Source organism: Arthrobacter methylotrophus (assembly GCF_039539965.1).
In the GTDB taxonomy this organism is placed as follows: domain Bacteria; phylum Actinomycetota; class Actinomycetes; order Actinomycetales; family Micrococcaceae; genus Arthrobacter; species Arthrobacter methylotrophus.
The window spans coordinates 2,763,554-2,789,044 of the sequence record NZ_BAABED010000001.1 but is presented as its reverse complement, the minus strand read 5'-3'; the positions used below and the strand labels follow the sequence as shown (position 1 = coordinate 2,789,044).

The following is a 25,491-nucleotide window of genomic DNA, read 5'->3' as shown; positions in this document are numbered from 1 at the left end:
CGGGACCTTTCTGCGCTTTGGCGGTGCCTCAGGACGCCTTGGGTGCCGAGTACATTTCCTCGATCACGGCGTCGAAGTCCTTCATGACTTGGGCGCGCTTGACCTTCAAGGACGGGGTGAGGTGCCCGGACGCTTCCGTGAAATCGGCCGGGACAATCCGGAACGATTTGATCGCCTCCGCCTGCGAGACTGACTGATTGGCGTGGCTGATCAGTTCCTGGACGGCCGCCCGGACCAGGGTATTGTCCGCCGCGTCGCTCGTACTGGTTGATGTGGGAAGGCCGTGGCGCTCCAACCAGCCTGGCAGCGCTTCCTCGTCCAGAGTGACCAGGGCACCGATGAAGGGCCGGTTGTCGCCGATGACAAGGACTTGGGACACCAGGGCGTCGGCCCGGATTTGGTCCTCGAGGTGGGCGGGCACGACGTTCTTGCCGCTGGCGGTCACGATGATCTCTTTTTTGCGGCCGGTGATCTTCAGGAAGCCCTGTTCGTCGAGCTCACCGATGTCGCCCGTGCGGAACCAGCCGTCCACGAAAGTGTCCGCGGCGAGGTCGTCCCGCTTGTAATACCCCTTCATGACGCAGACGCCCTTGGTGAGGATTTCGCCGTCGTCGGCGATCTTGACAGCGTTGCCGGGGAGCGGAGCCCCCACCGTGCCGATCTTGATCAGCGACGGGGTGTTGACTGATATGGGCGCCGTGGTCTCGGTCAATCCGTATCCTTCCAGGATCTGCAGGCCGATGCCGTGGAAGAAGTGCCCCAGCCGTTCCCCGAGGGGGCCGCCACCGGAGACTGCGTGGCTGACGTGGCCGCCCATAGCGGCGCGGAGCTTCCGGTACACCAAGCGATCGAAAACGGCGTGCTTGAGCCTTAAAAGCAGCCCGACAGAACCCGACTGCTGCGCCTTGGAGTAGGCGATCGCTGTTTCTACCGCTTTGTGGAAGATGGCGCCCTTGCCGCCGTCTTCCGCTTTCGTGAGTGCAGAGTTGAAGACTTTCTCGAAGACGCGGGGAACGGCCAGGATGAACGTTGGCTGGAAACTCTGGAGGTCCGCCAAGAGGTTCTTGATATCCGGGGTGTGGGCGACTTGGGCGCCGGCTGCGACGGCCAGGACCGAGATGAACCGCGCAAAGACGTGGGCCAGCGGGAGGAACATGATGGTCTTGGCATTCTCGTTGACGACGTCGCCGAGGGAAGCCAGGGCGTTCTCGGAGAGTTCCACGAAGTTGCCGTGCGTGAGCTCACAACCCTTCGGGCGGCCCGTTGTGCCGGATGTGTAGATGATGGTGGCGACGTCGGCAAGCCCGGCACTGCTGCGGCGGCCCTCAAGATCCTCATCGCTCACACCGCTTCCCGCGGTACGGAGCACGTCAAGGCCGCCGCCTTCAAGCTGCCAGACGTTGGCAACAGTGCTGAGTCCTTCAGCAGAGACGGCTTGGCGGATGACGTCCTCGTGGTGCGCGGATTCCGCGAACGCCGCAACAGCTCCTGAGTCGCCGAGGTTCCAAGCCACCTGGGACGGAGAAGAGGTTTCGTAGATCGGTACGGAAATGCCTCCCGCAAACCAGACGGCGAAGTCCACCAGGGACCACTCGTACCTGGTCCTGGACATGATGCCCACGCGGTCTCCCAAGCCGACGCCGTTCGCGATCAGGCCTTTGGCCAGGGCCGAGACGTCCCTGAGGAACTCCGTTGCCCGGATGTCCTGCCATTGGCCCGTGCCGTTGAGCTTGGCAAATAGTGCCGGGTTGGATGGCTTGATGGCCTGACGAACCACGAGGTCCGTGATGTTGGTTTCGGGGGCAACATTCACCAGGGGCGGAACACTGAATTCACGCACGATAGCTCCTTCGATATCAACAGACCATTGCGGGGCTGCTCTAACTCTATACGGCCAAGTAATGGGTGTGGCGCAATTCACCTACTAAGGTTACTGATGAGTAACTTTACGCGAAGCGCGTCATTCCCTCCAATGTCGGCGGACAGGCGCTCCGTCCGCAGAGTCTGCATGTCAGTACATATGCGGCACCCGGAATAGGATGGCGGGATGCCTCTGATTTCATCCAACGACCAGGCCGCGGCAAGAGTTCTGAAGACTTCCTGGCCCGGTTCAACCACAACCGGCCGGCGTCCGGGCTCCCTGCATGGCGGCACCCGATGGGAGTCAGTGCCTTGGGCCGCCCGCCGCTCGCATCTCGGACGCAGGGGACTTGCCATCGGGATCGATATCGGCGGCACCAAGGTGGCGGCGGGAGTTGTGGATCCCTCGGGCCGTGTCGTCGATGAAGCCCGGCGCTCCACGCCCGGTAATGACCCCCGCGCCGTGGAGCGGGTGATCGTCGAGCTGGTTCAGGAATTGGGCAGAAGCCACCGGATCGCGTCCGTGGGAATCGGTGCGGCCGGTTGGATGGATCTCGACGGCGGCACGGTGCTGTTCAGCCCGCACCTCGCCTGGCGTAACGAACCGCTGCGCGAAAACCTCCAGAGCCTGTTGAGGCGCCCGGTACTGGTGACTAACGACGCCGACGCGGCTGCCTGGGCTGAATGGCGCTTCGGCGCTGGTCTTGGGGAGAGCCGCCTCGTCTGCATCACGCTCGGCACCGGCATCGGTGGCGCCATGGTCATGGATGGACGCGTCGAACGCGGGCGCTTCGGCGTAGCGGGAGAGTTCGGCCACCAGATCGTGGTGCCCGGCGGGCACCGCTGCGAATGCGGCAACCGGGGCTGTTGGGAGCAATATGCCTCTGGGAACGCGCTCGGCAGGGAAGCCCGGGAGTTGGCCCTGCGGAATTCGCCGGTAGCCCACGAATTGCTCAAGGCAGCCGGGGGAGCTGCCGAAGGCATTACGGGCGTCACCGTGACCGAGAGGGCAAAAGCCGGAGACCCGGCTTCAAGGGAGCTCCTGGAAGAGGTGGGGCACTGGCTCGGGCTCGGCTTGGCGAACCTGGCGGCTGCGCTGGACCCCGGGACATTCGTTATCGGCGGTGGACTGTGCGATGCAGGAGAGCTTCTTGTGGGCCCCGCGCGGACTGCGTTCGCCCGGAACCTCACGGGCCGCGGTTTCAGACCCGCTGCCGCCATCAAGCTTGCGGCATTGGGGCCGCGGGCAGGGATGATAGGCGCTGCGGATCTGTCCCGGGTCAGCGGCAGGGCACGCGGTTAGATACGGGCGTCCCTGCGGCTCGAGCTGGGACTATCTGCGATGCGGCAAGCTACCCAGGACTGCCATTTAGACGCGGGCTCCGTCATCGTTCTCGTCTTTTTCCTGGGGCAGCTTCATGATGAGGTACACCACCGAGGCCAGAAACGCCACCAAGATGCCCATCACGGCCAGGAGAGGTGCTGAGCGCCAGAACATTGCGGTGAAGAGCAGCGCAAGCGGGCCGCCCACGGCTCCGATCCAGGCGAGCATGGTCAGGGGTTCTGTGCCGGCCAGGCTCGGCGGGTCCTCGGGCACGAACCCGTTCTCGTCTTCGACGTCATAGTCCCGCGGACCGGTCGTTCCGCCGTCCTCCCCCTCTCCTGTGCCGAGTCCTTCGGCAGCGCCTCTTTTTGACAACCCGAGCGGATCGAAGTCCTGGAATGAACGGGATGTGGTCTTGCCCGGAACCGTATCCGGTCCGGGACCTTGTTCAGGCACCGGCTCGTTGGGGAGCTCCTCCGCCGGCAGCGGCTCATCGAACGCTGAGGAAGGCATCGACTCAAGCCGCGCCACAATATCGAGCCAGACGGCGTCGTCGCCCTTGTTCGCGCTCTGGTCTGCGGAATCAGGTCCTGGCCTATTCATGGGGTAGGTCCCGGAGTTCGGAGCCGGACTGGCGGGCAGCGGCGGAACCGCTGGTCAGTCCAGCCATCGTCTTCCGGATGAACTCGGCCGAGCCACGGAAGAGCTCCAAGGCATCATTATCCAGGGTGGCTACGTGGTAGCTGTTCCCCAGGGTGCTGAATTCCATCGAAGCGGTGACGCGCTCCGTCAAGAGCTTGGTGCTTCGATCCGAAACCACGTGATCCACGGAGGAACGGAAGACGCGCACGGGGGCGGAAATCCTGGGAAGGAGGGTGGCGGTGTCCTTGTACATCTTCTTCAGCTCATGGGCTGCCGCGACCGGTGTTCTGGGGTACGCTCCCTCGTCCATGCCTGGCTTGAGGATGTCGTTGGCAATGGCCGGGGTGGATTTCATCACGTGCTTGAGAAGGCCAACCACTGCCGCGCGGGGGTCATCGATCACCAGTCCCGGATTGACGACGACGCTACCCGCCACGGGGCGGGTAGCCGCGATCCGGAGGGCCAGCGTCCCGCCCATCGACAGCCCGGCGGCGAAGACGAAATCGCACTCGGCCTGGAGGTTGAGGTACGCCTCATCCACTGCGTGGTGCCATTCCTGCCAGTGCCGGGTGGACATGTCCTGCCAAGTAGTCCCATGGCCCGGAAGCAGGGGGAGGCGGACGGCGTAGCCTTCGGCCGCAAGGTACTCTGCCCAGGGGCGCATGCTGTGCGGACTGCCGGTGAAGCCGTGGCTCATCACGACGCCGACGCTAGGTCCGCCGCCGGTAAAATCGCTGACGTACGGGGAGGGATCAGGGATCCTGTTCATGATGACTCCGAGGCTACTCTGTTGGCGGCACGTTGCAGGAAAAAGCTGGTCGATTCCTCAAGTATGGTCGGAGCGTGCTTTCCGTCATGAGTCCATGGTGTCACTGTTCGGGACATTTCTCACTGGAGTAGGGTGGCTTCTGAGTGCAGGCCGAGACCGTTCGGACGCCTTGCAGACGCCGCCCTCGAGAGGAACCGCAGTGTTCTATTGGGTCATGAAACGGATCTTCTTGGGTCCGGTTCTCAAATTGCTGTTCCGTCCTTGGGTCAAGGGTCTCGACAATGTTCCTCCCGATGGTGCCGCTATTCTCGCGTCAAATCATTTGTCCTTTTCCGATTCGATCTTCATGCCGTTGATGGTGCCGCGGCCGGTCGTCTTCCTGGCCAAGTCCGAGTACTTCACCGGCACAGGGATCAAGGGCAGGCTGACGGCCATGTTCTTCCGGCTCACCAACCAGCTGCCCATGGATCGTTCCGGCGGAGCGGCATCCGAGATGTCCCTGCAGGCGGGTAGAGACGTCCTGACCGGGGGCGGCCTGCTGGGCATCTACCCCGAGGGCACCCGCAGCCCTGACGCCAAGCTGTACCGGGGCAAAGTGGGAGTCGCCAAACTTGCCCTCCAGACCCGGGTACGGGTTATCCCCGTGGCCATGATCGGCACCGAAAAGGTCCAGCCGATCGGCAAGCGTCTGCCCAACATCCGCCGCATCGGGATCATTTTCGGCCAACCGCTGGACTTTAGCCGGTACTACGGCCAAGAAGAAGATCGCTCCGTGCAACGCGCCGTGACCGATGAAATCATGTATGAACTCATGCGGCTCTCCGGGCAGGAATACGTGGACGAATATGCCGCCGTCGTCAAGCAGCGACTGGCCGGGCCCCTTCCCGGCCACGCGAAGGGAAGCCAGGAAGATCCAGCAGATACCGGCAAGGTTGACAAGCCCGTGTCCGTCGAGGGCCCAGCCCCCGATGAGGGCAACGGCGGAGTGTCTGGAAAAGTGTGACGACCCGCGAATAACGGTTACGGGGCCGTGCCCCGAACAGCGGGCAAGGCAACTAGTCTTGGAGGGTGACTGAGCTATCCGCGAACCCCGCCCCGTCCGTGACGAGCCCCCTGCGCACTTCCCTGGGCAGCCCGCTGACCAGCACCGCGCAGAGCGGTGCGGCAAACTATCCCGGCTTGGACGATTGGCGCCAGCTGCCTATCTCGCAGCAACCCACCTGGACCGACAGGGCCGTCTTCGATGCCTCCGTCAAGGAACTCTCCGTGCTCCCGCCGTTGGTCTTTGCCGGCGAAGTGGACATCTTGCGCGAGCGCTTGGCCGCCGCAGCCCAAGGTAAGGCATTCCTGCTTCAAGGCGGCGACTGTGCCGAGACCTTCGAAGACGCCACCGCTGATAAGATCAGCGCCCGGGTCCGCACCATCCTCCAGATGGCCGTTGTCCTCACCTATGGTGCGGCCATGCCCGTCATCAAGATGGGGCGCATGGCGGGCCAGTTTGCCAAACCACGGTCCTCAAACGAGGAAACGCGCGACGGCGTGACGTTGCCTGCCTACCGCGGAGACATCGTCAACGGCTACGACTTCACCCCCGAGTCGCGCGCCCACGATGCCAGCCGCATGCTGAAGGCCTACCATACCTCGGCTTCCACGCTGAACCTCATCCGCGCCTTTACGCAGGGCGGTTTCGCCGATCTCCGCTTGGTGCACCTCTGGAACAAGGGATTCACCGAAAACCCCGCACACGCCCGCTACGAGTCCTTGGCGCGGGACATCGACCGCGCCATCAAGTTTATGGATTCCTGCGGTGCCGATTTTGAAGCCCTCAAGCGCGTGGAATTCTTCGCGAGCCACGAGGCCTTGTTGCTGGATTACGAACGCGCGCTGACCCGCATTGACTCCCGCACGGGCCTTCCCTATGACACCTCCGCTCACTTCCTCTGGATCGGTGAGCGTACGCGCGAGCTCGATCATGCGCATGTGGATTTCCTGTCCCGCGTCCGCAATCCCATCGGCGTCAAACTTGGCCCCGGGACCAGTGGAGACGACGCATTGCGGCTAATCGACAAGCTGGACCCGAACCGCGAGCCAGGCCGCCTCACTTTTATCACGCGGATGGGTGCCAAGAACATCCGCGAGAAACTGCCTGCCGTTGTCGAAAAGGTCACAGCCTCGGGCGCGCAGGTTCTCTGGGTCACGGACCCCATGCACGGGAACACGGTCACCTCGCCCAACGGGTACAAGACGCGCAACTTCGACGACGTCGTGGACGAAGTCCGCGGGTTCTTCGAGGTCCACCACGGCTTGGGTACGGTACCGGGTGGCTTGCACATGGAGATGACGGGGGACGACGTCGCGGAATGCCTTGGCGGTGCCGATCCCATCGACCAGGACGCCTTCCTGGACCGCTATGAATCAGTGTGCGATCCCCGACTGAACCACATGCAGTCCCTTGAGATGGCATTCCTCGTAGCCGGAGCCCTCACCAAGCGTTAGTCCGGCAAGCGTTAGTCCGGCAAGGGTGCCATCCGGCTAATATGCCGCGCGGCGAGCAAGCACACACAAGAAAGGCGATCCGGCTGGTTCCGGATCGCCTTTCTTGTCTTGCGTGCTTGGGTCCTACACGACGGTCAGGGTGACTTGCGAGCCCTCCGGCGCGTCACTCTCCACGGGGTTCTGGTCACGGACGGTGCCGAAGAAGCCACCCAGGATGTTGTTGATCTTGACGTCGAATCCCAGCGACTCCAGGGCTTTGCGGGCAGCGTCGGCCTGCTTGCCGATGAAGTTGGGGACGTGGACGAGTTTCGGTCCCTTGGACAGGGTCAGCGTGACGGCCTCCCCGCGGGCCAAAGTGCCGTTGGCTGGAGTTTGGCTGACCACGGCCCCGGCAGGAACCTTCTTATCATTGACAGGATCCGGAGCGATCTTCGCCGTCAAACCGGTATCGCTGATCGCTTTGACGGCTGCTTGCTGGGTCATGCCGCGGACATCGGGCACGGGGAGTGGCTGGGGTCCCTTGGAAACCACGAACCCTACGGGGGTTCCGTGGCGCACTGGGGTGTCCTGTACCGGGGACTGGGAGATGACCAGTCCCGAAGGCACGCTGTCGTCATACTGCGCAGTGACCTTGCCGAGGGTCATCCCGGCAGTTCCGAGGGCGTTGCTGGCCTGGTCCAACGTCAGGCCCGTCATCCCGGCGAGGGGAAACAACTGTGGTCCCTTCGAGACGAAGAGCGACACAGGCTGGAATTTCCGGACCACCTGGCCGGACGCGGGCTCGGTTCCCACCGCGAAGCCAGCCGTGACTTCGTCGTCGAAGACGTCTTTCGGATCCGATTGGAAGCCGGCTGTCCTCAGCAATTGCTGCGCCTCCGCGACCGTCTTGTTTTTGGTATCCGGAATGGTTCCGGGCGAGCCGGGCCCCATGCCGAAGAACCAGCCCGCCGCGGTAGCCAGGATCGCCAGGACAATCACCACGATCGTCCAGATAACGGCACGGCGGCGCGGATTGCCTTCCCGCAACGAGCGCGACGGCGTAGCCGCTGCACGCGAACGGTCCTTCTCCTCTTGGCGCGCCATCCGCTTGATGTCGCGTTTGCTCGCCGGGGGTCCCGCCGGGGTCGTCCGGTCCTGGGGTAATCGTCCCTGAAGGGTGGTGGCGCCGGGGGAGTAGCCCGACGGCGGCAGCACCGTGGTTGGATTGCGCTGGCCGGAGATAACCTCGGTTGGGCGTCCGATCCTCTCCAAGGGTTGTGTCGGTTCTGCAGGGAAAGGGGCGACGATTGCCGTTGCTCCGGCCTCATCCTTCCGCCCTTCCGAACCTGCAGCAAGTGTCTTGGCTGCTGGCGGATTGATGTCCAGTTGGGCGTCGCTCAGGGTCGTCCGGATATGCCGTAGTTCAGATAAGAGCGCAGCGCCGTCCACGGGACGCCCGTCAGGGTCCTTCGCGGTGCACCATTGGACGAGTTCATCCACGTCCGTGGCAAGTCCAGGGACGGCGAGCGACGGCGGAGGGACGGCTGCGTTGACGTGCTGGTAGGCAACTTGGATGGGTACGTCGCCCGCGTACGGTTGCTCGCCGGTAAGCATCTCGTAGAGCATGATGCCGGCAGAGTAGATGTCGCTGCGCGCATCGGCGGCCTTCCCCAGGACCAGTTCGGGAGCCAAGTAAGCGACCGTGCCGATCAGGGCACCGGTGCTCGTTGTCGCCGTGACCGCCCGGGCCAAGCCGAAATCGCCCACCTTGATGCGGCCGTCTTCGGCGATCAGGACATTCTCCGGTTTCACGTCACGGTGGATCAGTCCCGCCGCGTGGGCAGCAGCAAGTCCTTCGATGACTGGATCGATCAATGCAAAGGCCAGCCGGGGCGGAAGCGCTGTCTTCTCGTTGAGGACGTCGCGCAGGGTGTGGCCTTTGATGTACTCCATGACGATGTACGCAATGTGGCCGTCCTGTCCTTGATCGAGGACCCCGACAACGTGGGGGTGGGACAAGCTGGCGGCGGCCCTGGCCTCACGCTGAAGCCGGTCCAGGAAATTTTGGTCGTTAGCCAGGTGCGGATGCAGCACTTTGAGCGCCACGTCGCGGTCGAGCCGCTTGTCGGTAGCGAGGTAGACGATGGACATTCCGCCACCCGCAAGGCGCGATCGCACCAGGTAGCGCCCGTCCACGAGGGATCCGAGGAGATGGTCCGAAACTTGTTCCTGCACCCTACGATCCTAGTTGAGCAAAAACTGAGCAAAAACATGGGCCCGAATCGCCATGCGATCCGGGCCCATGTTATTCGTGTGGCTCAGCTGAAGGTCTTCTTGTGTGCCAAGATCGCGGCGACGTAGGCCTTGGTGTCGTCGTACATCCCGTACTTGCTCACTGAGTACTGGCCCTGGTAGTACCCTGCGATAGCGGTGTTCAGGTCCTTGCTGGTGTTCACGAGTGCCCGGATGATGGCGACGCCGGCGGTCACATTGTCGTACGGGTCCAGGACGTTGAGCTTGCGTCCCACAAGTTCCGAGGCCCATTCGCCGGAGGATGGAATCACCTGCATGGTGCCGATGGCATTGGCAGGCGAGACGGCACGCTGGTTGAAGCCCGATTCCTGGTATGCGAATGCCAGGGCCAGGGAGGGGTCCACGCCCATGCGACGCGCGGTGTCGGTAACGATTGCCTTCATCTGGGCGGCGGTCGGAACCGGGGAAGCATTAAGCAGGGCCTTATTGGCGTTGGCTGAACTGACGACGGCGGCCGGGTACGTGTAGCCCAGGAAAGTGCTCGGAACCAGCGGTGTGGTGACGGGGGCTGGTGCAGGGGCCGCAGGAGCGCCCGGGATGGCGAGCTTCTGCCCGGGATAAATGATGGTGCTCATGGACAGTTTGTTGGCCGAAAGCAGCGATGACAGGGAGACGCCAAGGCGGGATGCGATGCCGCCCAAAGTGTCACCGGACTTGATCGTGTAAGCGCCGGTGCTGGCAAGAGCCGTCACTGCTGGCGCAGGCGCGGAAGCAGGGGCTGGCGCCGTAGGGGCTGGCGCTGCGGGTGTCGGGGCTTTCGATCCCGCCCCGACTTTGATCTTCTGGCCGGGGTAAATGATGGACCGGCCGTTGAGGCCGTTCCAGCTGAAAACGTCGGACAGCGCCACGCCATGGCGGGCCGCAATGCCGCCCAGGGTGTCGCCGGATTTGACGGTGTATGTGGCATCCAACGACGACGCGGTACTGGGAGCCGGGGTTGGTGCGGGAGCCGGGGCAGCGGGCGTGGTCGCGGAACCGGTCAGCTTGATCTGCTGTCCCGGGTAGATGATGGTGTTGGCCGAGAGCTGGTTGAGCTGCAGCACTGTGTTGGTGTTCAGTCCATAGCGGGCTGCGATGCCGCTGACGGTATCGCCGCGGACGATGGTGTACGTGGCAGGTACGGACGGGGCCATTGGCTGCATGGCAGTCGGGATGGTGGCGGCAACCGCTGACGCCGGGATGACATTCGCAGCAACGGCCGAAGCCTGGGCCTGCATGGCCGCTGCCAGCGTCGCGGGGATCCTCTGGGGCTGGACCGCTGGAAGCGCTGTTGCCGGTTGGGCAAGCGCCAAGGAAGAGAGCATGACGGCGGGCAATGCCGCGGTAGTGGCCGCAATTATGGGCATGTTCGGTGTCTTCTTGGGCGAGCGGGGCGTCGTCATGGAAGCAATCCTCATCTCAGCAGCGGATACGGGGAATGCCGCTGTTGCCAGTGTTACTAAAGTTAGTAGTGATGCAAATGTGATCAATGTGAATCTCTCACATTTTTCGATTCGGCACAAGAAATCCTTGAGCATTCGATTCTTGGGCAATTCATGGCCGCAAATCCGGCCGGTTCCGCCCAGCTGGCTAGGCGCAAAGTGCAAAGGCGTGGCAATCTTGATCCGTGAGTAATGTAGAAAGCCTCGTTTCCGATTGGCTGCCGCTGCCCGATGTCGCAGAGCTGCTGAACGTTTCAATCACCAAGGTCCACGGTCTTCTGGATGAGCGTGCAGTGGTGGCTGTGAGAGTGGGCGAACGGAACATCCGGTCGATTCCCGCACTCTTTATCCAGGATGGTCATGTAGTGGACAGCCTGAAGGGCACCATTGCAGTACTTGGCGACGCCGGGTACACGGATGAGGAGCTCATTGCGTGGCTCTTCACTCCGGATGAGTCACTGCGTGGCCGGCCTGTGGACGCGTTGCGCGAAGGGCGCAAGACTGAAATCCGACGCAGAGCCCAATCGCTGGCCTGGTAAGGACTCCTCCGTTAAATACAGTGGTGGCGGCAGGAAACTGCCGTCACCACTGTATTTAATCCCGGATTCTATGTTGAGATTAATCTGGATTTAGCCAAGAGTTCACGCGGCCCTGCTGACAGCGGCTTCGGCCAACTGACGTAGTGCCGTAAGCGGGAGTTCAGCCAAGGGGAGGCGTTCCAAGGCCTCGAAAGCCTGGTTGCTGAGTTCCTCGATCATTGATTCCGTGGCTTCCAGCGCTCCGCAATCCACGATGATCCGCCTGATCTCTGCAACCTCGGCTTCCCCGAGATCCTGTCTTCCCAGCATGGTGTCGATATAGCTGGAATCAGCGGCTCCGGCTTGGTTGATGGCGAAGCCGACCAGAACGGTCCGCTTGCCTTCGCGGAGGTCATCGCCCGCGGGCTTTCCCGTAGTCCCGGGGTCGCCGAACACGCCCAACACGTCGTCGCGCAGTTGGAATGCTTCACCAAGCGGCAGCGCAAAAGCGGAATATCCTTGTAGGAGCTCTTGGCTGGCGCCGGCCAAGGCGCCCCCCAGCGCCAAGGGATGTTCCGTTGAATATTTTGCCGATTTAAAACGGATGATCGATTGCGCGCGGTGGACGGCGCCTGCGCGGTCCCGCACTGGACCCGCAACCTCCTCCAGGATGTCCAAGTATTGACCGGCCATCACTTCGGCGCGCATCACGTTGAAGATCCGCCGCGCAGGTGTCCCGGAAGCAGCCCTGACCCCAATCTGGGTGAATGCCTCTTCGCTGAAGGACAGGCACAGATCCCCGGTCAATATGGCCGCCGCATGCCCGAACCGTTCGCTGTCCAGGGCCCAGCCTTCGCCTTCATGGAGTTGACTGAACCGCTTGTGGACGCTGGGACCGCCGCGTCGTGTATCAGAGCGGTCGATGATGTCATCGTGAATCAGGGCGGCAGCTTGAAAGAGTTCCAAAGCGCAGCCAGCCGTGATGATATCGGGATGCCCGGACTCACCTCCGGCACCCCGCCATCCCCAATAGCACATCAAGGCACGGAGGCGTTTGCCACCTGTCACAAGGTTCCTGATGGAGCCCATGAGGGGAGCGACATCGGGGGATATGGTGGCCATGGTCTCCTGCTGCACACCCAGGAAGCCATGAAGTTTGGCGGCGACGTCGGCCACGAATCGGCTCTGCTCCGAACCGAGGCTCTCCGCGGTCATTTGACGGACCCGGCGGCCACGTTGGCGCCGATGGTGAACGTGGATTTGCCCGCGGTTTCCACGACCGAGATGTTTACTGTTTCATTGTCCCCGCGGAGAAAGTCCTTTGACTTGATGCTCCCCACCGTATTACCGGGAATTTCCTTGAACCCCTGTGCCGTGAGTGCCGTCGTATAAAAGGCGACCACCGCGTCGGCAGGCGATGCAATGGCACCGACCAGGGCCACCGACGCCGGGGAGGTGTTCTTGTCGAAACTGCTGGACTCCACGGTCGCCTGCGGCATCAGCGGAATGAGTTGTTGTGGAAACCCGGGGACCAACGCCCCGACCGCCGCGGTCGCTCCCGGGCTCGCTGTGGAGGGAGCAGCAGGCATCGGATTGGCCGAGGCGCTTGCCGACCCCGACGATGTTGGCGCAGCCCCTTGGGATGCCGTGCTTGCAGGGGACGAGCCGCAAGCCGAGATGGTCAACGCGACGCCCGTGGCCAACAAGGCCAGGCTGACGGGTTGAGGCTTTCCAAAGAGCTTCACAGGGATTTCCTCCTGGGGACGACGCCGGATGCTGCCTTCAGTTTAGGACGCCGGACGCTGCCTCCCGTAACCAGCGTCCCGGCATAGGATTTGCTTGTGAGACCACATGGAGAGGACGGGCGGGGCCCCGGTCGAGTAATCGTCCCGGATGCCGCCGCACTGCGGGAGCTAAGGCGCACCAGTATTCTCCACGTGGACATGGATGCCTTCTTCGTCTCCGTGGAACTGCGCACCCGTCCAGAGCTCCGGGGAAAACCCGTCATTGTGGGCTTCCCTGTGGATCGCTCTGTTGTCCTGTCTGCCTCCTACGAAGCACGCGCCTTGGGCGTAAAGTCTGCCATGCCCATGGCCAACGCCATGCGGATGTGCCCCCACGCGGTGATTATCGAACCCCGCCACAGCCTCTACTACGAGGTCTCCGGGCAGTTGATGGGAATCTTTGAATCAATAACGGATCTCGTGGAACCCCTGAGCGTCGACGAAGCCTTCCTGGATGTCGGCGGGGCGATCAGGAGGCTGGGGCCGCCTCTCGAGATCGGCCATTTGATCCGGCGCCGCGTTGTTTCCGAGCTCGGAATCACGGCATCCGTGGGTATCGCCGCGAACAAGTTCGTTGCCAAAATCGCTTCCACGCGCTGCAAGCCCGACGGGATGCTGCTTATCGAGGCTGGGCAGACCGTAGCTTATTTGCACAGCCTGCCGGTGAACGCCTTGTGGGGAGTCGGGGCCAAGACGGCTGATGTCCTTGCCAGGTTGGGGATCCGCACCGTGGCCGACGTTGCGGCCACGCCGCTTTCTTCTTTGAAAAAGGTCCTTGGCGCCTCGGGGGAGCACGTCCACCGGCTGTCCATGGGTTTGGATCCCCGGCCGGTCACCCCCGTCCGACTCGAGAAGAGCATCAGTTCGGAGGAAACCTTCGCAGTCGATACCCCGGATGACGCGCTCCTCCACCGCGAGTTGCTCCGGCTTTCGCACCGCACCGCTTCACGGCTACGGAATGCCGGAATGCTGGCCCGCACCATTGCGTTGAAGCTGCGGTATGCGGACTTTTCGACCATCAGCCGCAGCAAGACGATGCATACACCCGTGGATAGCGCCCAGCTGATCTTTCAGGTGGCAAGCCAGTTGCTGGCGTCCTTGGGCGAGCGGCCGATGGACGTGCGGCTTGTGGGTGTCCGCGCCGAGCAGCTTGAGCCAGCTGAACAGGCTTCACTGCAGTTAAGCCTGGATCGCCGGGATGATAACTGGCGAGCGGCCGAGCAGGCGCTCGACCGTGTCACCGAGCGGTTCGGCAGCAAGACGGTCCTTCCGGCGAGGCTCTTGGAGCCGCATGCAGGGCCGGATGAACCGGACTCTCCCTAGGTGCCCAAGAGCACCTCCGGATGCCGGTCGTGTGTCTTTCAGAACAGCGGCCAACAAACTATCCTAGATATACACAGATTTAGACCGTCTGGATAAATTGCTCCGTTGTGTCAGTTCCGTGAGACCGTGTTCACAAGACCCGGTCTTCGGGAACCCTTTTTTGGGTTCGTCCGTTCAAGGGTACAGAGGCAAGGGCAGCGGCATATCCAGTCGCTGGCCGACTAAAGGAGGTCGCGATGCCCCTCTCGGAGCACGAACAGAAGCTCCTCGAACAACTCGAGAAGCAACTGCATGAGGACGATCCGAAGTTTGCCAATTCAATGGGCTCTGACCCCATTCGTTCGTGGTCGACCAGGCACATCGTTATTGGCGTTCTAGGCACTATCGCCGGGATCCTCTTGTTGTTGGTAGGTGTGTCCTTGCAGAACATCTTCCTTGGAGTGCTGGGCTTCATTGTCATGGGCGCCGGCGTGTACTTTGCGACCCTGAGAAGGGCTATCGGGGGCAAATCGAAGAATACCAAGCCGGGCAAGGCGAGGAACTCATTCATGAGCAACCTCGAGGAGCGCTGGGACGAGCGTCGGCGGGGCGAGGAGTAGCTGAGAGCTTCCATTATCGGGATGGTCTTCCGCTGGAAGTAAATCCTCCACATTGCACCACCAGGCGTCGGCCTGATTGCGAAAAGACCCGGACTTCGGGTCTTTTCGCATTTAACCGGGCGCGCAGCTTCTCAGGAGGATGTAGGCGCAACTCTGGCGCCGCCGTCGTGCGCTTCCTTGAAAACCATCGCAAATCCACTCCACTTTCAACCACGCCCGAAAATTCCGCATGTGTTCGGGCTCCTGTCTTCGAAAGTGGGGCAGAAACACGCGTGATTGCGTTGACTGTGGGAGCTTGTGGAGTAAAGTGGAGCAAGTAAGAGGGTAGTGGCGGCGTGGGGTAGGTACGGGCACCTTTGACAGATGGGCGGTGGGCCAATGTTTCTTGGCACGCATTCGCCGCGTCTGGACGAAAAGGGCCGGATCATCCTTCCCGCCAAGTTCCGCGAGGAACTTGCTGACGGCTTGGTACTTACAAGAGGCCAGGAGCGATGCATCTACGTCTTCAGCCAGCGGGAATTCGAACGTATTCACGAATCGATGCGGGAGGCCCCCATCTCCTCCAAACAGTCACGTGACTACATGCGGGTTTTCCTGTCCGGAGCCTCTGACGAGGTACCTGACAAGCAGGGGCGAGTGACGATTCCGCCGACGCTCCGGAGCTACGCAGGTCTCGACCGGGAATTGGCGGTAATCGGCGCCGGCACCCGAGCTGAGATTTGGGATGCCCAGGCTTGGGATGAGTACCTGGCTGAGAAGGAAGCCGCCTTCTCGGAGACCGACGACGACACCCTTCCCGGATTCATGTAGGAACCGGGCAAGAAAGCACCGAAGCTTCTTGGACGGGATCTCCAGCCGCCCATCACATTGTTTTCCTGGCTTCCCTTCCCCGGAGCCAGGCAGACCCTGGGATAGGCGCGGATGGGGATCCGGCCCAAGTAGCGACCACTCAAAGCAACACGCAACTGACGGATGTACCGAACGATTCAGCACTGAGGAGGCCGCATGGAGGAGCAGGACGCGCCAAAACCAACCTCGGAACGCCATGTACCGGTCCTGAAGGACCGGTGCATCAATTTGTTGGCCCCCGGTTTTGAGGCGGCCCGTCGCCGCGGCGAAACGCCTGTGGCCATCGACGCCACCCTGGGTATGGGCGGCCACTCCGAAGCGATGCTTCAACGGTTCCCTGATCTGCACCTCGTCGGAATCGACCGGGACGAAGAGGCTTTGGCTCTCGCCGGAGAGCGACTGAAGCCGTTCTCGGCCCGCACCGACCTGGTACATGCCATCTACGATGAGATCGAAGACGTCCTCGCGGACCTTGGCATCCCGGAGGTGCACGGTATCCTCATGGACCTCGGCGTGTCGTCCCTGCAACTGGACGAGCGGGAGCGTGGCTTTGCCTACTCCTACGACGCGCCACTGGACATGCGGATGGACACCAGTCGCGGCCAGACTGCCGCTGACGTAGTCAACAACTATTCCGAAGAAGACCTGGTGCGGATTATCCGCAAGTGGGGCGAAGAGAAGTTTGCCGGCAGGATCGCAAACCGCATCGTCACTGCGAGGGCCACCAGGCCGTTCGCCACCACAGGCGAACTCGTCGAACAGATCCGAGGCGTCGTTCCCGCGGCGGCCGCAAAGTCCGGAGGGCATCCGGCAAAGCGGACTTTCCAGGCTCTGCGGATTGAAGTCAACGAGGAACTCGATGTCTTGGAGAGAGCGTTGCCTGCAGCTCTTGCGGCCTCCGCATTGGGGGGACGAGTTGTGGTCATGTCGTACCACTCGCTTGAAGACAAGATCGTCAAATCGGCATTCCAGTCCCGGTCCAAGTCATCGGCTCCGCTCGGCTTCCCGGTGGAGCTGGAGGAACACAAACCGGAATTCAAGACCTTGACCAAAGGCACCGAAGTGCCAACAGCCGAAGAAATTGCCGAAAACCCCCGTGCGGCATCGGCCCGCCTGCGGGCCGTGGAACGCATCAAAGCGAGGAGAACAGCATGAGCACCGCCGCCGCGAAGATCTTGCCGACCACGGTGGGTAACACCGCGCGTGCCCTGCCCGTCCGAGGCCCGGAACCCGACCCCACCCGCAAGGTCCGCACGCCGCTCTCACTCGTTCAGAGCGTCCCCGGGAGACGTCGCACCCCCTTCGTCGTCTTTTGCTTCGGCGTGCTTGCGGCAGCCCTGTTGACTGTCCTGGTGCTCAACATCTCCGTTTCCACAGCCCAGTACGACCTCGTGAAGCTCAGGAACGATGATGCGTCCCTGAACAAACAAAACCAGGATCTGACACAGCAAGTTCAGAATTTCCAAGCTCCGCAGAATCTGGCCGCCAAGGCTGCAGAATTGGGAATGGTAGCGTCCACCGCCACTGGCCAGATCGATCTGGACAAACTGACGGTTACAGGAAAGGCAACGCCAGCAACCAAGGGACAGGATCCCGGTGCTGTCCTCGCGGCTCCTGCGGTTGGAGGCCAGCCCAGTGCGGCACCTTCCGCGCCGGCCAAGAATGATTCACTGGATAGCCGCAAACCCAACGGGGCTGTGGACTCCACACCGGCCAAACCGACGGCGCCAGCGGTTCCTGCGGCCCCCAAGCCCCCCGTGGTGGACCTCCATGGTGGCTCGGTCCCTGCTCCCGAGCAGAAGGTGCCCGGGCAGTAGCTTCCGGCCGACCTGATTTCAGGCAAACAGCAAGGCAAGCAGCAAGGAAATCGACGTGGTGCAGAAGACCGGCAAATCGAAAAACAAGAGAACGCCGGCGGCGCAGAAGCGCCTGCGCATCGGCCTGACCATCATGCTCACGCTGCTGCTGATCGTCGGGGGCAAACTGTTCCTCGTCCAGGGCCTGGACGTTGGAGGGATGGCTGAGGCTGCCTATAACAACCGGCTGACAAGCACCATCCTGCCTGCCGAACGCGGCAAGATCCTTGACGCGAACGGCACCGTGCTCGCTACCAGCGTGATCCGCTACAACATCGTCGTGGATCAAACGGTCAACACAAACACTGATCAGTTCCCGCGCTACAATTCCCAGACCCAAGGCATCGACAAGATTTCCAGGGCCCAGGGCATAGCGGAGCTTTCCAGCGCCCTGGGGATGGACGTCAGCCAAGTCACGCAGGCAGTAACAGGCGAGAAGAAGTACAACATCGTGGCCAAGGAAGTGAAACCGGACGTTGAAGACCGGATTTCCCAGCTGCACATTCCGGGAGTGGGCTCCGAAGGTGTCAGCAAACGGGTCTATCCCAACGGCAGCGTCGCTGGGGGAGTCATTGGTTTCCTCAAGGACGGCACCACAGGCCAGGCCGGGCTTGAGCAGACGCAGGACGATCTCCTCCGCGGCACGGACGGAAAGCGGGTATTCGAGATCGGCGCCGATGGTCTTCGTATCCCCGTGGCTACCGACCTCCTGACCCCTGCGGTCAACGGCAAGGACGTCAAGCTCACGCTGAACACTGACATTCAGTACTTTGCCCAGCAGGCGATCCAGACGCAAGTGAGCCAACTCAATGCCGAGTGGGGATCAATCGTGGTCGAGGACATCAAGACCGGAAACCTCATCGCGATGGCGGACACCAATGCGCCGGACCCCAACGATCCCGGTAAGACGGCGGCCGCGGACCGTGGCGTGCGTTCCGTGACAGCTGCCTACGAGCCCGGTTCGGTGGAGAAAATGATCACGGCCTCGGCCGCGATCAATGAAGGAAAGTCCAGCCCGCTGGATACGGTCACCGTTCCCCCGGCGTTGACGATTGACGGGCAGACTTTCACGGACGCGTTCGAGCACGGAACCGAACAACGGACCCTCGCCGGCATCCTCGGCTATTCGATGAACACCGGTACCGTGATGATCGGTAGCCGCCTGAGTAAGCAACAACGGTACGACTACCTCACACGCTTCGGTATCGGCGAAGCTCCGGATATCGGCCTTCCGGCTGAAGCAACCGGCATCCTCGCAAAGCCCGAGCAGTGGGACGACCGTCAGCAGTACACGGTGCTTTTCGGACAGGGCGTCTCCCAGTCCACGCTTCAGACTGTCCGGGCCTACCAAAGCGTGGCGAATGACGGCGTGATGCTGCAGCCGCGGCTCATCGACGGCTACGTCGGCGCTGACGGAGTCGAGGCGAAAGCGCCTGCCAAGGATTCCCGGCAAGTCGTTTCCAAAGACACGGCGCAGCAGGTTCGCGACATCCTTGAGAGCAACGTCACCATGGGCGAAGTGAAGGATGCGGGAATCGATGGATACCGCGTGGGCGCCAAGACGGGAACCTCCCAGGCGCCCCGTGAAGACGGGCTGCCCGGCTTCGATGGCTTCACCGCCTCCATCATCGGAATGGCCCCTATGGACAATCCACGGTTCATCGTCGAAGTAGTTGTCCAGCGGCCCAAGGGAAACATCTACGGCATCACCCAGGGGCCGATCTTCCGCTCGGTCATGGGCCAGGTCCTGCGCACCTACAACGTCTCGCCCTCCACCGGCACTCCGGCGCGATTCCCGCAGTACGCCAAGTAAGTCGGTTTTGCCAAGTAAGCTTATTTGGCATCTGTCCGGCCACACCACGATCCACCCATGCCGTTTCCAGGAGTCCAACGGTTCCTGCGCGGCCAGTTTTACGAGTACCAACGGAGACCCATTGTCAGAGCAGAATGACGCCGCATCGATCCCTTCCGGGAATCCGCCGGCTACGGACAAAGCCGGCTTCCGTCCCGCCGTCGTGGAGTCCGTTTCCCTCGAAACCATCGCAGCCTCGCTAGGAATCGTGGTGCCACCGGACTCAGCCAAGACGTCGGTGACCGGGGTGTCCCTTAACTCCCGCACCGTCGAGCCGGGCGACTTGTACTTGGCATTGCCAGGCGCCGCACGCCATGGGGCCGACTTTGTCCCCCAAGCTGTGTCCGCGGGAGCCGTGGCCGTCTTGACTGATGAAGACGGCGCACGCAAATTGGCACTCGACGATCTTTCTATCCCTGTGTTGATCGTCAGCAGTCCCCGTGCCGCCGTCGGGCCCCTTGCTGCCCTCATCTATCGAAGCCAGCCCCACGATGAGGCTGTTCCCACGCTGTTCGGTGTCACGGGTACCAACGGCAAGACCACCACGACGTACTTCATCAACGCGCTTCTTCGCGCCCTGGGTAGGAATCCAGGCTTGATCGGGACTATAGAAATTCTTGCGGGAGGAGAGGCCATCCCCAGCCTGCTGACGACGCCCGAGTCAACGGACGTTCATGCCCTTCTCGCGCTCATGCGCGAGCGTGGGCTGGACGCGGCTTCCATGGAGGTCTCCTCGCACGCCCTGTCTTTCCACAGGGTCGACTCGGTCACGTTCGACGTTGCCGGCTTCACGAACCTCACCCAGGATCACTTGGACCTCCACGGAAGCATGGACGAGTATTTCCGGACCAAGGCGAAACTCTTTTCCACGTCCCGCGCTCGGCGCGCCGTGGTCACCGTGGACGACGAGTGGGGTCGTTTGCTGGCGGAAGAAGCGGGAATTCCCGTGACCACCCTGTCCGCCGTGCCGGGCACGGATGCTGACTGGACGGTGGAATCGGCAAAGCAACGCGGGCTAGGAAACGACTTCGAATTGCGCCACCGAGACGGAACGCTCCTGCGCGTCCACACAGGATTGCCGGGAGACTTCAACGTCGCGAACGCGGCACTCGCCACCCTCATGGTGCTCGATTCGGGTGCCGATCCGCAGACATTGCAGGCGGCCCTCGACGAATACGATCCTTTCACCCTTTCCGTGCCGGGCCGGATGCAACTGATCTCGGACGCTCCGGCTTCTGTCGTTGATTTCGCGCACAACCCGGACGCCCTGGCCAGGGCCTTGAAGGCCGTGCGTTCCCAAGAACCCGGATCCCGGGTCATCGTCGTTTTCGGGGCCACAGGCCAACGCGACCAAGGCAAGCGGCCGACCATGGGCGCCATAGCCGCCCGGCTCGCCGACGTCGTGATCATCAGCGACGACGACCCGCACGACGAAGATGCCGCAACCATTCGCTCGGAGGTACTGGCCGGGGCCAAAGCCGCCCGCGAGTCGGAGCAACTCACCTGCGAGATCGTCGAAGCGTACCCCCGGGAGCTTGCCATCCGGCGCGCTGTGGAATTGGCCACTGAACGGGACACCATCCTGATCGCCGGGCGGGGCCATGAGGTTTGGCAGGAAGTGAAAGGTGTCAACCTTGCGCTCGATGACCGGGTCGAGTTGCGGGCAGCCTTGACAGCCAGGAGATTCAGAATTTCCACGGACAAACGGATAGAGTCCTAGACCGAGATGATTGCACTTACTGCGGCGGAAATCGCCGATATCACCAACGGCCGACTGATGGCGGACCCGGGCATTGTTCCCGAGTCCATCGTCACCGATTCCCGTGAGGCGACCGCGGGATCGATGTACGTGGCCAAGCCCGGAGAAAACGCCGATGGCCATGCTTATGTTGGCGCCGCATTTGAGCGCGGTGCCGTCCTGGCGCTAACCGAGCGCGCCATTTCCGACGATGACGGCCGGCCCTACCCCGCCGTCGTCGTCGATGACGCCGTGCTCGCGATGGGTGCCCTGGCCGCTGAGTCCGTGGGCCGCATCCGTGCTGCCCGCGCCGTCAAGGGTGAGGACTTTACTGTCATTGGCATCACAGGTTCGGCGGGGAAGACCACCACGAAGGACCTGCTCGCCGGGATTCTCTCCCGGGCCGGGGCCACAGTGGCTCCCCAGGGTTCGTACAACGGTGAAGTCGGCGTACCGCTCACGGTGTTCGGGGCCGACGCCGGTACGCGCTACCTCGTGATCGAAATGGGAGCCACCGGTGTGGGACACGTCAAGTACCTCGCCGAAATGGTCCAACCCGACATCGGCGTGGTACTTGTCGTCGGCACAGCGCACGCTGGCGAATTCGGTGGCGTCGAGAACATCGCCAAAGCGAAGGGTGAACTCGTCGAGGCACTTGGGGAGGCTGGGACGGCCGTCATCAACCTCGACGACACGCGTGTCGCGGCGATGGTTTCCCGCACGCGGGCCACAGTGCTTGGAACAACCTCCACCGGTGCCTCCGGCTCGGGGGTAGCGGCGAGGAACGCGGATATCGATGAAGACGGCCACCCGGTCTTCGAACTCAGCCTGCCCGACGGCGCGGCCCCCCATGCCGTCCACAGCAAGTTGATCGGTGCTCACCACATCACCAACTTGCTTGCCGCTGCAGCGGCCGCGTTCGCGGCGGGAATCCCCGGGACCGACATTGCCGCCTCGCTGAGCGAGCAGTCGCCGGCCAGCCGGTGGAGAATGGAACGCACCGAGCGGGCAGACGGGGTGACCGTCATCAACGATGCGTACAACGCGAATCCCGAATCCATGCGTGCAGCCTTGCGCACCCTTGCCGATCTCGGCCAGGGACGCCGCACCTGGGCCGTGCTGGGCGCGATGCGCGAACTCGGCGACGATTCCATTCGTGAACACACGGCCGTGGGGACCCAAGTGGTTCGCTTGAACATTTCCCGGCTCGTGGTGGTTGGCCGAGAGGCCCGGGCGCTGTACATTTCCGCGATCCAGGAAGGCTCTTGGGGCAACGAATGCAGTTTCACCGAAACGGTGGACGAGGCCTACGAACTCCTGCAGGCTGAGCTTGAACCGGGCGATCTTGTGCTGTTCAAGTCCTCGAACGGAGTCGGCCTGCGGTATTTGGGGGATCGGATAGCATTACCCCCACAAGCCGGAACGAGTGCGAACACCGCGACTGCGACTGCCGCCAATGAAGGGAACGAGCTGCTGTGATTGCACTGTTGATCGGCGCAGGCGTCGCCCTCCTGGTGGCCTTGATCGGAACACCACTCTTCATCCGGTTCCTTGTCACCAAGGGCTACGGCCAGTTCATCCGGGACGACGGCCCCACGTCCCACCACACCAAACGTGGTACACCCACGATGGGCGGCACCGTCGTGGTGGCCGCAGTTCTCATCAGCTACGGAGTGACCCACCTGATCATGTGGATGATGAATCCGCATTCACCGGGGCCGTCCGCTTCAGGCTTGTTGTTGTTGTTCCTTATGGTCGGCATGGGATTCGTTGGTTTCCTCGATGACTTCATCAAGATATCGAAGCAACGCAGCCTGGGGCTCAATGCCAAAGCCAAGTTGATCCTCCAAGCGTTCGTCGGTATTGTCTTCGCCGTGCTGGTCCTGAACTTCCCCGACTCCCAGGGGATTACACCGGCCTCCACGCATATTTCCCTGGTGCGCGACATTCCGTGGCTGAACCTGGCCTTCGGAGGTACCGTCCTGGGAGCCATCCTGTTCGTCATCTGGTCGAACCTGATCGTCACCGCAGCGACCAACGGCGTCAACCTGACAGACGGATTGGACGGCCTCGCCGCGGGCGCCTCGATCATGGTCTTCGGGGCCTACACACTCATGGGAATCTGGCAAAACAACCAGGCTTGTGGTTCACCGCGCGAAGCGGGCAGCGGCTGCTATTCGGTCCGTGATCCGCTTGACCTGGCACTCTTGGCGGCTATCTGCAGTGCTGCGCTGGTGGGCTTCCTTTGGTGGAACACATCCCCGGCAAAGATCTTCATGGGTGACACCGGTTCCCTGGCCATCGGCGGCGCGGTGGCCGGCTTTGCGATCCTCTCCCGCACCGAGCTTCTCTTGGGGATCATCGGCGGCCTCTTCGTCCTGATCACCCTGTCCGTCATCATCCAGGTGGGCTATTTCAAAGTCACCAAGGGTAAGCGGGTCTTTAAAATGGCCCCCCTGCAACATCATTTCGAACTCAAGGGTTGGGCCGAGATCACGGTGGTTGTCCGATTCTGGATTCTTTGTGGCCTGTTCGTGGCCGCCGGCCTTGGGATTTTCTATGCTGAATGGGTGGTGCTGCTGTGAGCGCAATTCCTGAAACCAAACCTTCGGCCAATGACCGGCTTGAGAACCTCGTCAGCTGGGATTCCGAATGGAAAGGCCTGCGCGTCGTTGTGACGGGCATCGGCGTCTCCGGTTTCGCTGCCGCCGACACCCTTATCGAACTCGGTGCGCGGGTGGTGGTGGTCGACGCCGCCACGAGCGCTAAGGCCGCGGCCCAGGCGGATACCTTGAAGATCGTGGGCGCTGCCGACGTCCTCCTCGGCCAGGACGCCGTCAAGAAGTTGCCTTTGGTGGACGGTGAAAAGGCCGAACTTGTGGTGACGTCACCGGGCTGGCGCCCGGACCAGTCCCTCCTGGCAGCTGCCAAGCGTGCCCACGTGCCAGTGTGGGGCGACGTCGAACTCGCATGGCGGGTGCGCGAACGCAAAGGCCACAAGACCGCGGACTGGCTCACGATCACCGGTACCAACGGCAAAACCACCACGGTGGGCATGACCGAGGCCATGCTGCAGGCATCGGGCCTCAAAGCGATCGCCGTGGGGAATGTGGGCACTCCCATCCTTGATGCCCTCCGCGACCCGGTGGAATACGATGCTTTCGCGGTTGAACTCTCCAGCTTCCAGCTGCACTGGAGTGAGTCGATCTCTCCGGTCGCCAGTGTCTGCCTCAATGTTGCGGAGGACCACGTTGACTGGCACGGATCCTACGAGTCCTACCTCGCGGACAAGGCGAAGATCTTCAAGAACACCCAGAAGGCGTGCATCTACAACGCCGAGCAGATCGAGACCGAACGCATGGTGGAAAACGCCGACGTAGTGGAGGGCTGCCGGGCAATCGGCTTCACCACATTGACTCCGGCCGTGAGCATGCTCGGCGTCGTCGAGGGGTTGCTCGTGGACCGTGCGTTCCTCGAAGAACGCAAGAGCTCCGCCGTGGAACTTGCCGCGCTGGCGGATCTGGGCCTGGCTGCTCCACGCCATATGGTTGCCAACGCTCTGGCTGCTGCGGCACTGGTGCGCGCTTATGGCGTGGATCCGGCGGCAGTGCGCGAGGGTCTCAGGAACTATCTCCCGGGAGACCACCGGATCCAGCCTGTGGCTAGGCAGAACGGTGTGCTTTGGGTCAACGATTCCAAGGCGACCAATCCACACGCCGCCTCGGCGGCCCTGTCGGCATTCAGGAACGTCGTTTGGATTGCGGGCGGATTGTCCAAGGGCGTCAACTATGACGACTTGGTCAAGGGCAACGCACGCAGGCTCAAGGCCGTGGTGCTGATCGGATCCGATACCGCGGATCTTGAAGCCTCCCTCCAACGACACGCGCCGGATGTGCCCGTAATCGGGCAGCCCAAGAGCGACACTGAAATGGTGCAGTCCGCCGATTCAGCTGGTGCCGCCGCGGAACCGTCTCCGATCTTCGGCGACACCGTCATGGCCCACGCTGTCGAGTCGGCAGCCAGTATCGCCGTGTCCGGCGATACTGTGCTGATGGCCCCGGCGGCTGCCTCCATGGACCAGTTCTCTTCCTACGCTCACCGTGGCGATGCTTTCATCCGGGCAGTGCGCGATCTTGTGGAAGGCCAGGCACAGACCACCGAGGAGTAG

23 protein-coding genes are annotated in these 25,491 nt (G+C 62.4%); 16 read left to right on the top strand and 7 right to left on the bottom strand.

Features of this window, described 5'->3' with window-relative positions; all coding sequences use genetic code 11:
- Positions 1-28: 28 nt before the first annotated feature.
- A complete protein-coding gene (locus ABD884_RS14730) occupies positions 29-1,840 on the bottom strand; it encodes an AMP-dependent synthetase/ligase (protein ID WP_345047111.1) in 1,812 nt (603 codons plus the stop codon).
- 207 nt (positions 1,841-2,047) lie between these two features.
- Here ABD884_RS14730 and ABD884_RS14725 point away from each other — a divergent pair, with 207 nt between their 5' ends.
- Positions 2,048-3,163, top strand: coding sequence for an ROK family glucokinase (locus tag ABD884_RS14725; RefSeq protein ID WP_345047109.1), 1,116 nt, complete (start codon positions 2,048-2,050; stop codon positions 3,161-3,163).
- Positions 3,164-3,229: 66 nt separating this feature from the next.
- On the opposite strand, the gene ABD884_RS14720 is transcribed toward ABD884_RS14725, so the two are convergent.
- Together ABD884_RS14720 and ABD884_RS14715 are read right to left on the bottom strand one after the other, a co-directional pair.
- On the bottom strand, positions 3,230-3,787 hold the full coding sequence (locus ABD884_RS14720) for a hypothetical protein (protein WP_345047103.1): 558 nt from the start codon (positions 3,785-3,787) through the stop codon (positions 3,230-3,232).
- The gene (locus ABD884_RS14715) at positions 3,780-4,595 is read right to left on the bottom strand and encodes an alpha/beta hydrolase (RefSeq protein ID WP_345047101.1); all 816 of its coding nucleotides are present in this window, start codon (positions 4,593-4,595) and stop codon (positions 3,780-3,782) included. Before ABD884_RS14715 ends, ABD884_RS14720 begins: the two co-directional genes overlap by 8 nt.
- A gap of 199 nt (positions 4,596-4,794) precedes the next feature.
- Between ABD884_RS14715 and ABD884_RS14710 the strand changes: the two genes are divergently transcribed.
- Together ABD884_RS14710 and ABD884_RS14705 are read left to right on the top strand one after the other, a co-directional pair.
- Positions 4,795-5,598 (top strand): lysophospholipid acyltransferase family protein, encoded by an 804-nt coding sequence (locus tag ABD884_RS14710; RefSeq protein WP_345047099.1) that lies wholly within the window; start codon positions 4,795-4,797, stop codon positions 5,596-5,598.
- Between the two features lie 65 nt (positions 5,599-5,663).
- Positions 5,664-7,091, top strand: coding sequence for a class II 3-deoxy-7-phosphoheptulonate synthase (locus tag ABD884_RS14705; RefSeq protein ID WP_035741741.1), 1,428 nt, complete (start codon positions 5,664-5,666; stop codon positions 7,089-7,091).
- A 123-nt stretch (positions 7,092-7,214) separates the two neighbouring features.
- On the opposite strand, the gene pknB is transcribed toward ABD884_RS14705, so the two are convergent.
- Positions 7,215-9,305, bottom strand: a complete 2,091-nt coding sequence (gene pknB, locus ABD884_RS14700; protein ID WP_345047095.1) for a Stk1 family PASTA domain-containing Ser/Thr kinase — start codon at positions 9,303-9,305, stop codon at positions 7,215-7,217.
- Between the two features lie 83 nt (positions 9,306-9,388).
- Positions 9,389-10,516: a LysM peptidoglycan-binding domain-containing protein gene (locus ABD884_RS14695; protein WP_345047092.1), complete on the bottom strand. Its 1,128-nt coding sequence runs from the start codon at positions 10,514-10,516 to the stop codon at positions 9,389-9,391.
- Here ABD884_RS14695 and ABD884_RS14690 point away from each other — a divergent pair.
- Both ABD884_RS14690 and ABD884_RS14685 read left to right on the top strand, forming a co-directional pair.
- Positions 10,494-10,997, top strand: a complete 504-nt coding sequence (locus tag ABD884_RS14690; protein ID WP_345047088.1) for a hypothetical protein — start codon at positions 10,494-10,496, stop codon at positions 10,995-10,997. The two genes, ABD884_RS14695 and ABD884_RS14690, sit on opposite strands and share 23 nt — an antisense overlap.
- The gene (locus ABD884_RS14685) at positions 10,990-11,343 is read left to right on the top strand and encodes an Rv2175c family DNA-binding protein (protein WP_028266705.1); all 354 of its coding nucleotides are present in this window, start codon (positions 10,990-10,992) and stop codon (positions 11,341-11,343) included. The genes ABD884_RS14690 and ABD884_RS14685 overlap by 8 nt, the downstream gene beginning before the upstream one ends.
- Positions 11,344-11,445: 102 nt before the next feature.
- Here ABD884_RS14685 and ABD884_RS14680 read toward each other — a convergent pair whose 3' ends face one another.
- Positions 11,446-12,537 (bottom strand): polyprenyl synthetase family protein, encoded by a 1,092-nt coding sequence (locus tag ABD884_RS14680; RefSeq protein ID WP_345047082.1) that lies wholly within the window; start codon positions 12,535-12,537, stop codon positions 11,446-11,448.
- Complete coding sequence (locus ABD884_RS14675) at positions 12,534-12,806, bottom strand: hypothetical protein (protein WP_345047079.1); 273 nt, start codon at positions 12,804-12,806, stop codon at positions 12,534-12,536. Before ABD884_RS14675 ends, ABD884_RS14680 begins: the two co-directional genes overlap by 4 nt.
- Here ABD884_RS14675 and ABD884_RS14670 point away from each other — a divergent pair.
- From ABD884_RS14670 to murD, 11 genes are all read left to right on the top strand, one after another.
- Positions 12,784-13,047 (top strand): hypothetical protein, encoded by a 264-nt coding sequence (locus ABD884_RS14670; RefSeq protein WP_345047077.1) that lies wholly within the window; start codon positions 12,784-12,786, stop codon positions 13,045-13,047. The two genes, ABD884_RS14675 and ABD884_RS14670, sit on opposite strands and share 23 nt — an antisense overlap.
- Before the next feature lie 116 nt (positions 13,048-13,163).
- Complete coding sequence (gene dinB, locus ABD884_RS14665) at positions 13,164-14,429, top strand: DNA polymerase IV (protein WP_376954350.1); 1,266 nt, start codon at positions 13,164-13,166, stop codon at positions 14,427-14,429.
- Positions 14,430-14,665: 236 nt separating this feature from the next.
- Entirely contained in the window at positions 14,666-15,028 is a 363-nt protein-coding gene (locus ABD884_RS14660; protein ID WP_345047074.1) for a DUF3040 domain-containing protein, read from the top strand.
- Between the two features lie 378 nt (positions 15,029-15,406).
- Positions 15,407-15,838, top strand: a complete 432-nt coding sequence (gene mraZ, locus ABD884_RS14655) for a division/cell wall cluster transcriptional repressor MraZ (RefSeq protein WP_028266710.1) — start codon at positions 15,407-15,409, stop codon at positions 15,836-15,838.
- A 195-nt stretch (positions 15,839-16,033) separates the two neighbouring features.
- Positions 16,034-17,032, top strand: coding sequence for a 16S rRNA (cytosine(1402)-N(4))-methyltransferase RsmH (gene rsmH, locus ABD884_RS14650; protein ID WP_345047067.1), 999 nt, complete (start codon positions 16,034-16,036; stop codon positions 17,030-17,032).
- A complete protein-coding gene (gene ftsL, locus ABD884_RS14645) occupies positions 17,029-17,694 on the top strand; it encodes a cell division protein FtsL (protein ID WP_028266712.1) in 666 nt (221 codons plus the stop codon). The genes rsmH and ftsL overlap by 4 nt, the downstream gene beginning before the upstream one ends.
- Before the next feature lie 55 nt (positions 17,695-17,749).
- On the top strand, positions 17,750-19,546 hold the full coding sequence (locus tag ABD884_RS14640) for a peptidoglycan D,D-transpeptidase FtsI family protein (RefSeq protein WP_345047061.1): 1,797 nt from the start codon (positions 17,750-17,752) through the stop codon (positions 19,544-19,546).
- A gap of 121 nt (positions 19,547-19,667) precedes the next feature.
- Positions 19,668-21,305: a UDP-N-acetylmuramoyl-L-alanyl-D-glutamate--2,6-diaminopimelate ligase gene (locus ABD884_RS14635; RefSeq protein WP_345047055.1), complete on the top strand. Its 1,638-nt coding sequence runs from the start codon at positions 19,668-19,670 to the stop codon at positions 21,303-21,305.
- Positions 21,306-21,311: 6 nt separating this feature from the next.
- Positions 21,312-22,802, top strand: a complete 1,491-nt coding sequence (locus tag ABD884_RS14630; protein ID WP_345047051.1) for a UDP-N-acetylmuramoyl-tripeptide--D-alanyl-D-alanine ligase — start codon at positions 21,312-21,314, stop codon at positions 22,800-22,802.
- A complete protein-coding gene (mraY, locus tag ABD884_RS14625) occupies positions 22,799-23,908 on the top strand; it encodes a phospho-N-acetylmuramoyl-pentapeptide-transferase (RefSeq protein WP_345047046.1) in 1,110 nt (369 codons plus the stop codon). Before ABD884_RS14630 ends, mraY begins: the two co-directional genes overlap by 4 nt.
- A complete protein-coding gene (gene murD, locus ABD884_RS14620) occupies positions 23,890-25,491 on the top strand; it encodes a UDP-N-acetylmuramoyl-L-alanine--D-glutamate ligase (RefSeq protein WP_345047043.1) in 1,602 nt (533 codons plus the stop codon). Before mraY ends, murD begins: the two co-directional genes overlap by 19 nt.

What these genes read in the sequence shown, in the direction of transcription:
- ABD884_RS14725 (WP_345047109.1), top strand. Translation starts at nt 2,048, where the DNA reads ATGCCTCTGATTTCATCCAACGACCAGGCCGCGGCAAGAGTTCTGAAG.
- ABD884_RS14720 (WP_345047103.1), bottom strand. Translation starts at nt 3,787, where the DNA reads ATGAATAGGCCAGGACCTGATTCCGCAGACCAGAGCGCGAACAAGGGC.
- ABD884_RS14715 (WP_345047101.1), bottom strand. Translation starts at nt 4,595, where the DNA reads ATGAACAGGATCCCTGATCCCTCCCCGTACGTCAGCGATTTTACCGGC.
- ABD884_RS14695 (WP_345047092.1), bottom strand. Translation starts at nt 10,516, where the DNA reads ATGGCCCCGTCCGTACCTGCCACGTACACCATCGTCCGCGGCGATACC.
- ABD884_RS14680 (WP_345047082.1), bottom strand. Translation starts at nt 12,537, where the DNA reads ATGACCGCGGAGAGCCTCGGTTCGGAGCAGAGCCGATTCGTGGCCGAC.
- ABD884_RS14660 (WP_345047074.1), top strand. Translation starts at nt 14,666, where the DNA reads ATGCCCCTCTCGGAGCACGAACAGAAGCTCCTCGAACAACTCGAGAAG.
- mraZ (WP_028266710.1), top strand. Translation starts at nt 15,407, where the DNA reads ATGTTTCTTGGCACGCATTCGCCGCGTCTGGACGAAAAGGGCCGGATC.
- rsmH (WP_345047067.1), top strand. Translation starts at nt 16,034, where the DNA reads ATGGAGGAGCAGGACGCGCCAAAACCAACCTCGGAACGCCATGTACCG.
- ftsL (WP_028266712.1), top strand. Translation starts at nt 17,029, where the DNA reads ATGAGCACCGCCGCCGCGAAGATCTTGCCGACCACGGTGGGTAACACC.
- ABD884_RS14630 (WP_345047051.1), top strand. Translation starts at nt 21,312, where the DNA reads ATGATTGCACTTACTGCGGCGGAAATCGCCGATATCACCAACGGCCGA.
- murD (WP_345047043.1), top strand. Translation starts at nt 23,890, where the DNA reads ATGGGTGGTGCTGCTGTGAGCGCAATTCCTGAAACCAAACCTTCGGCC.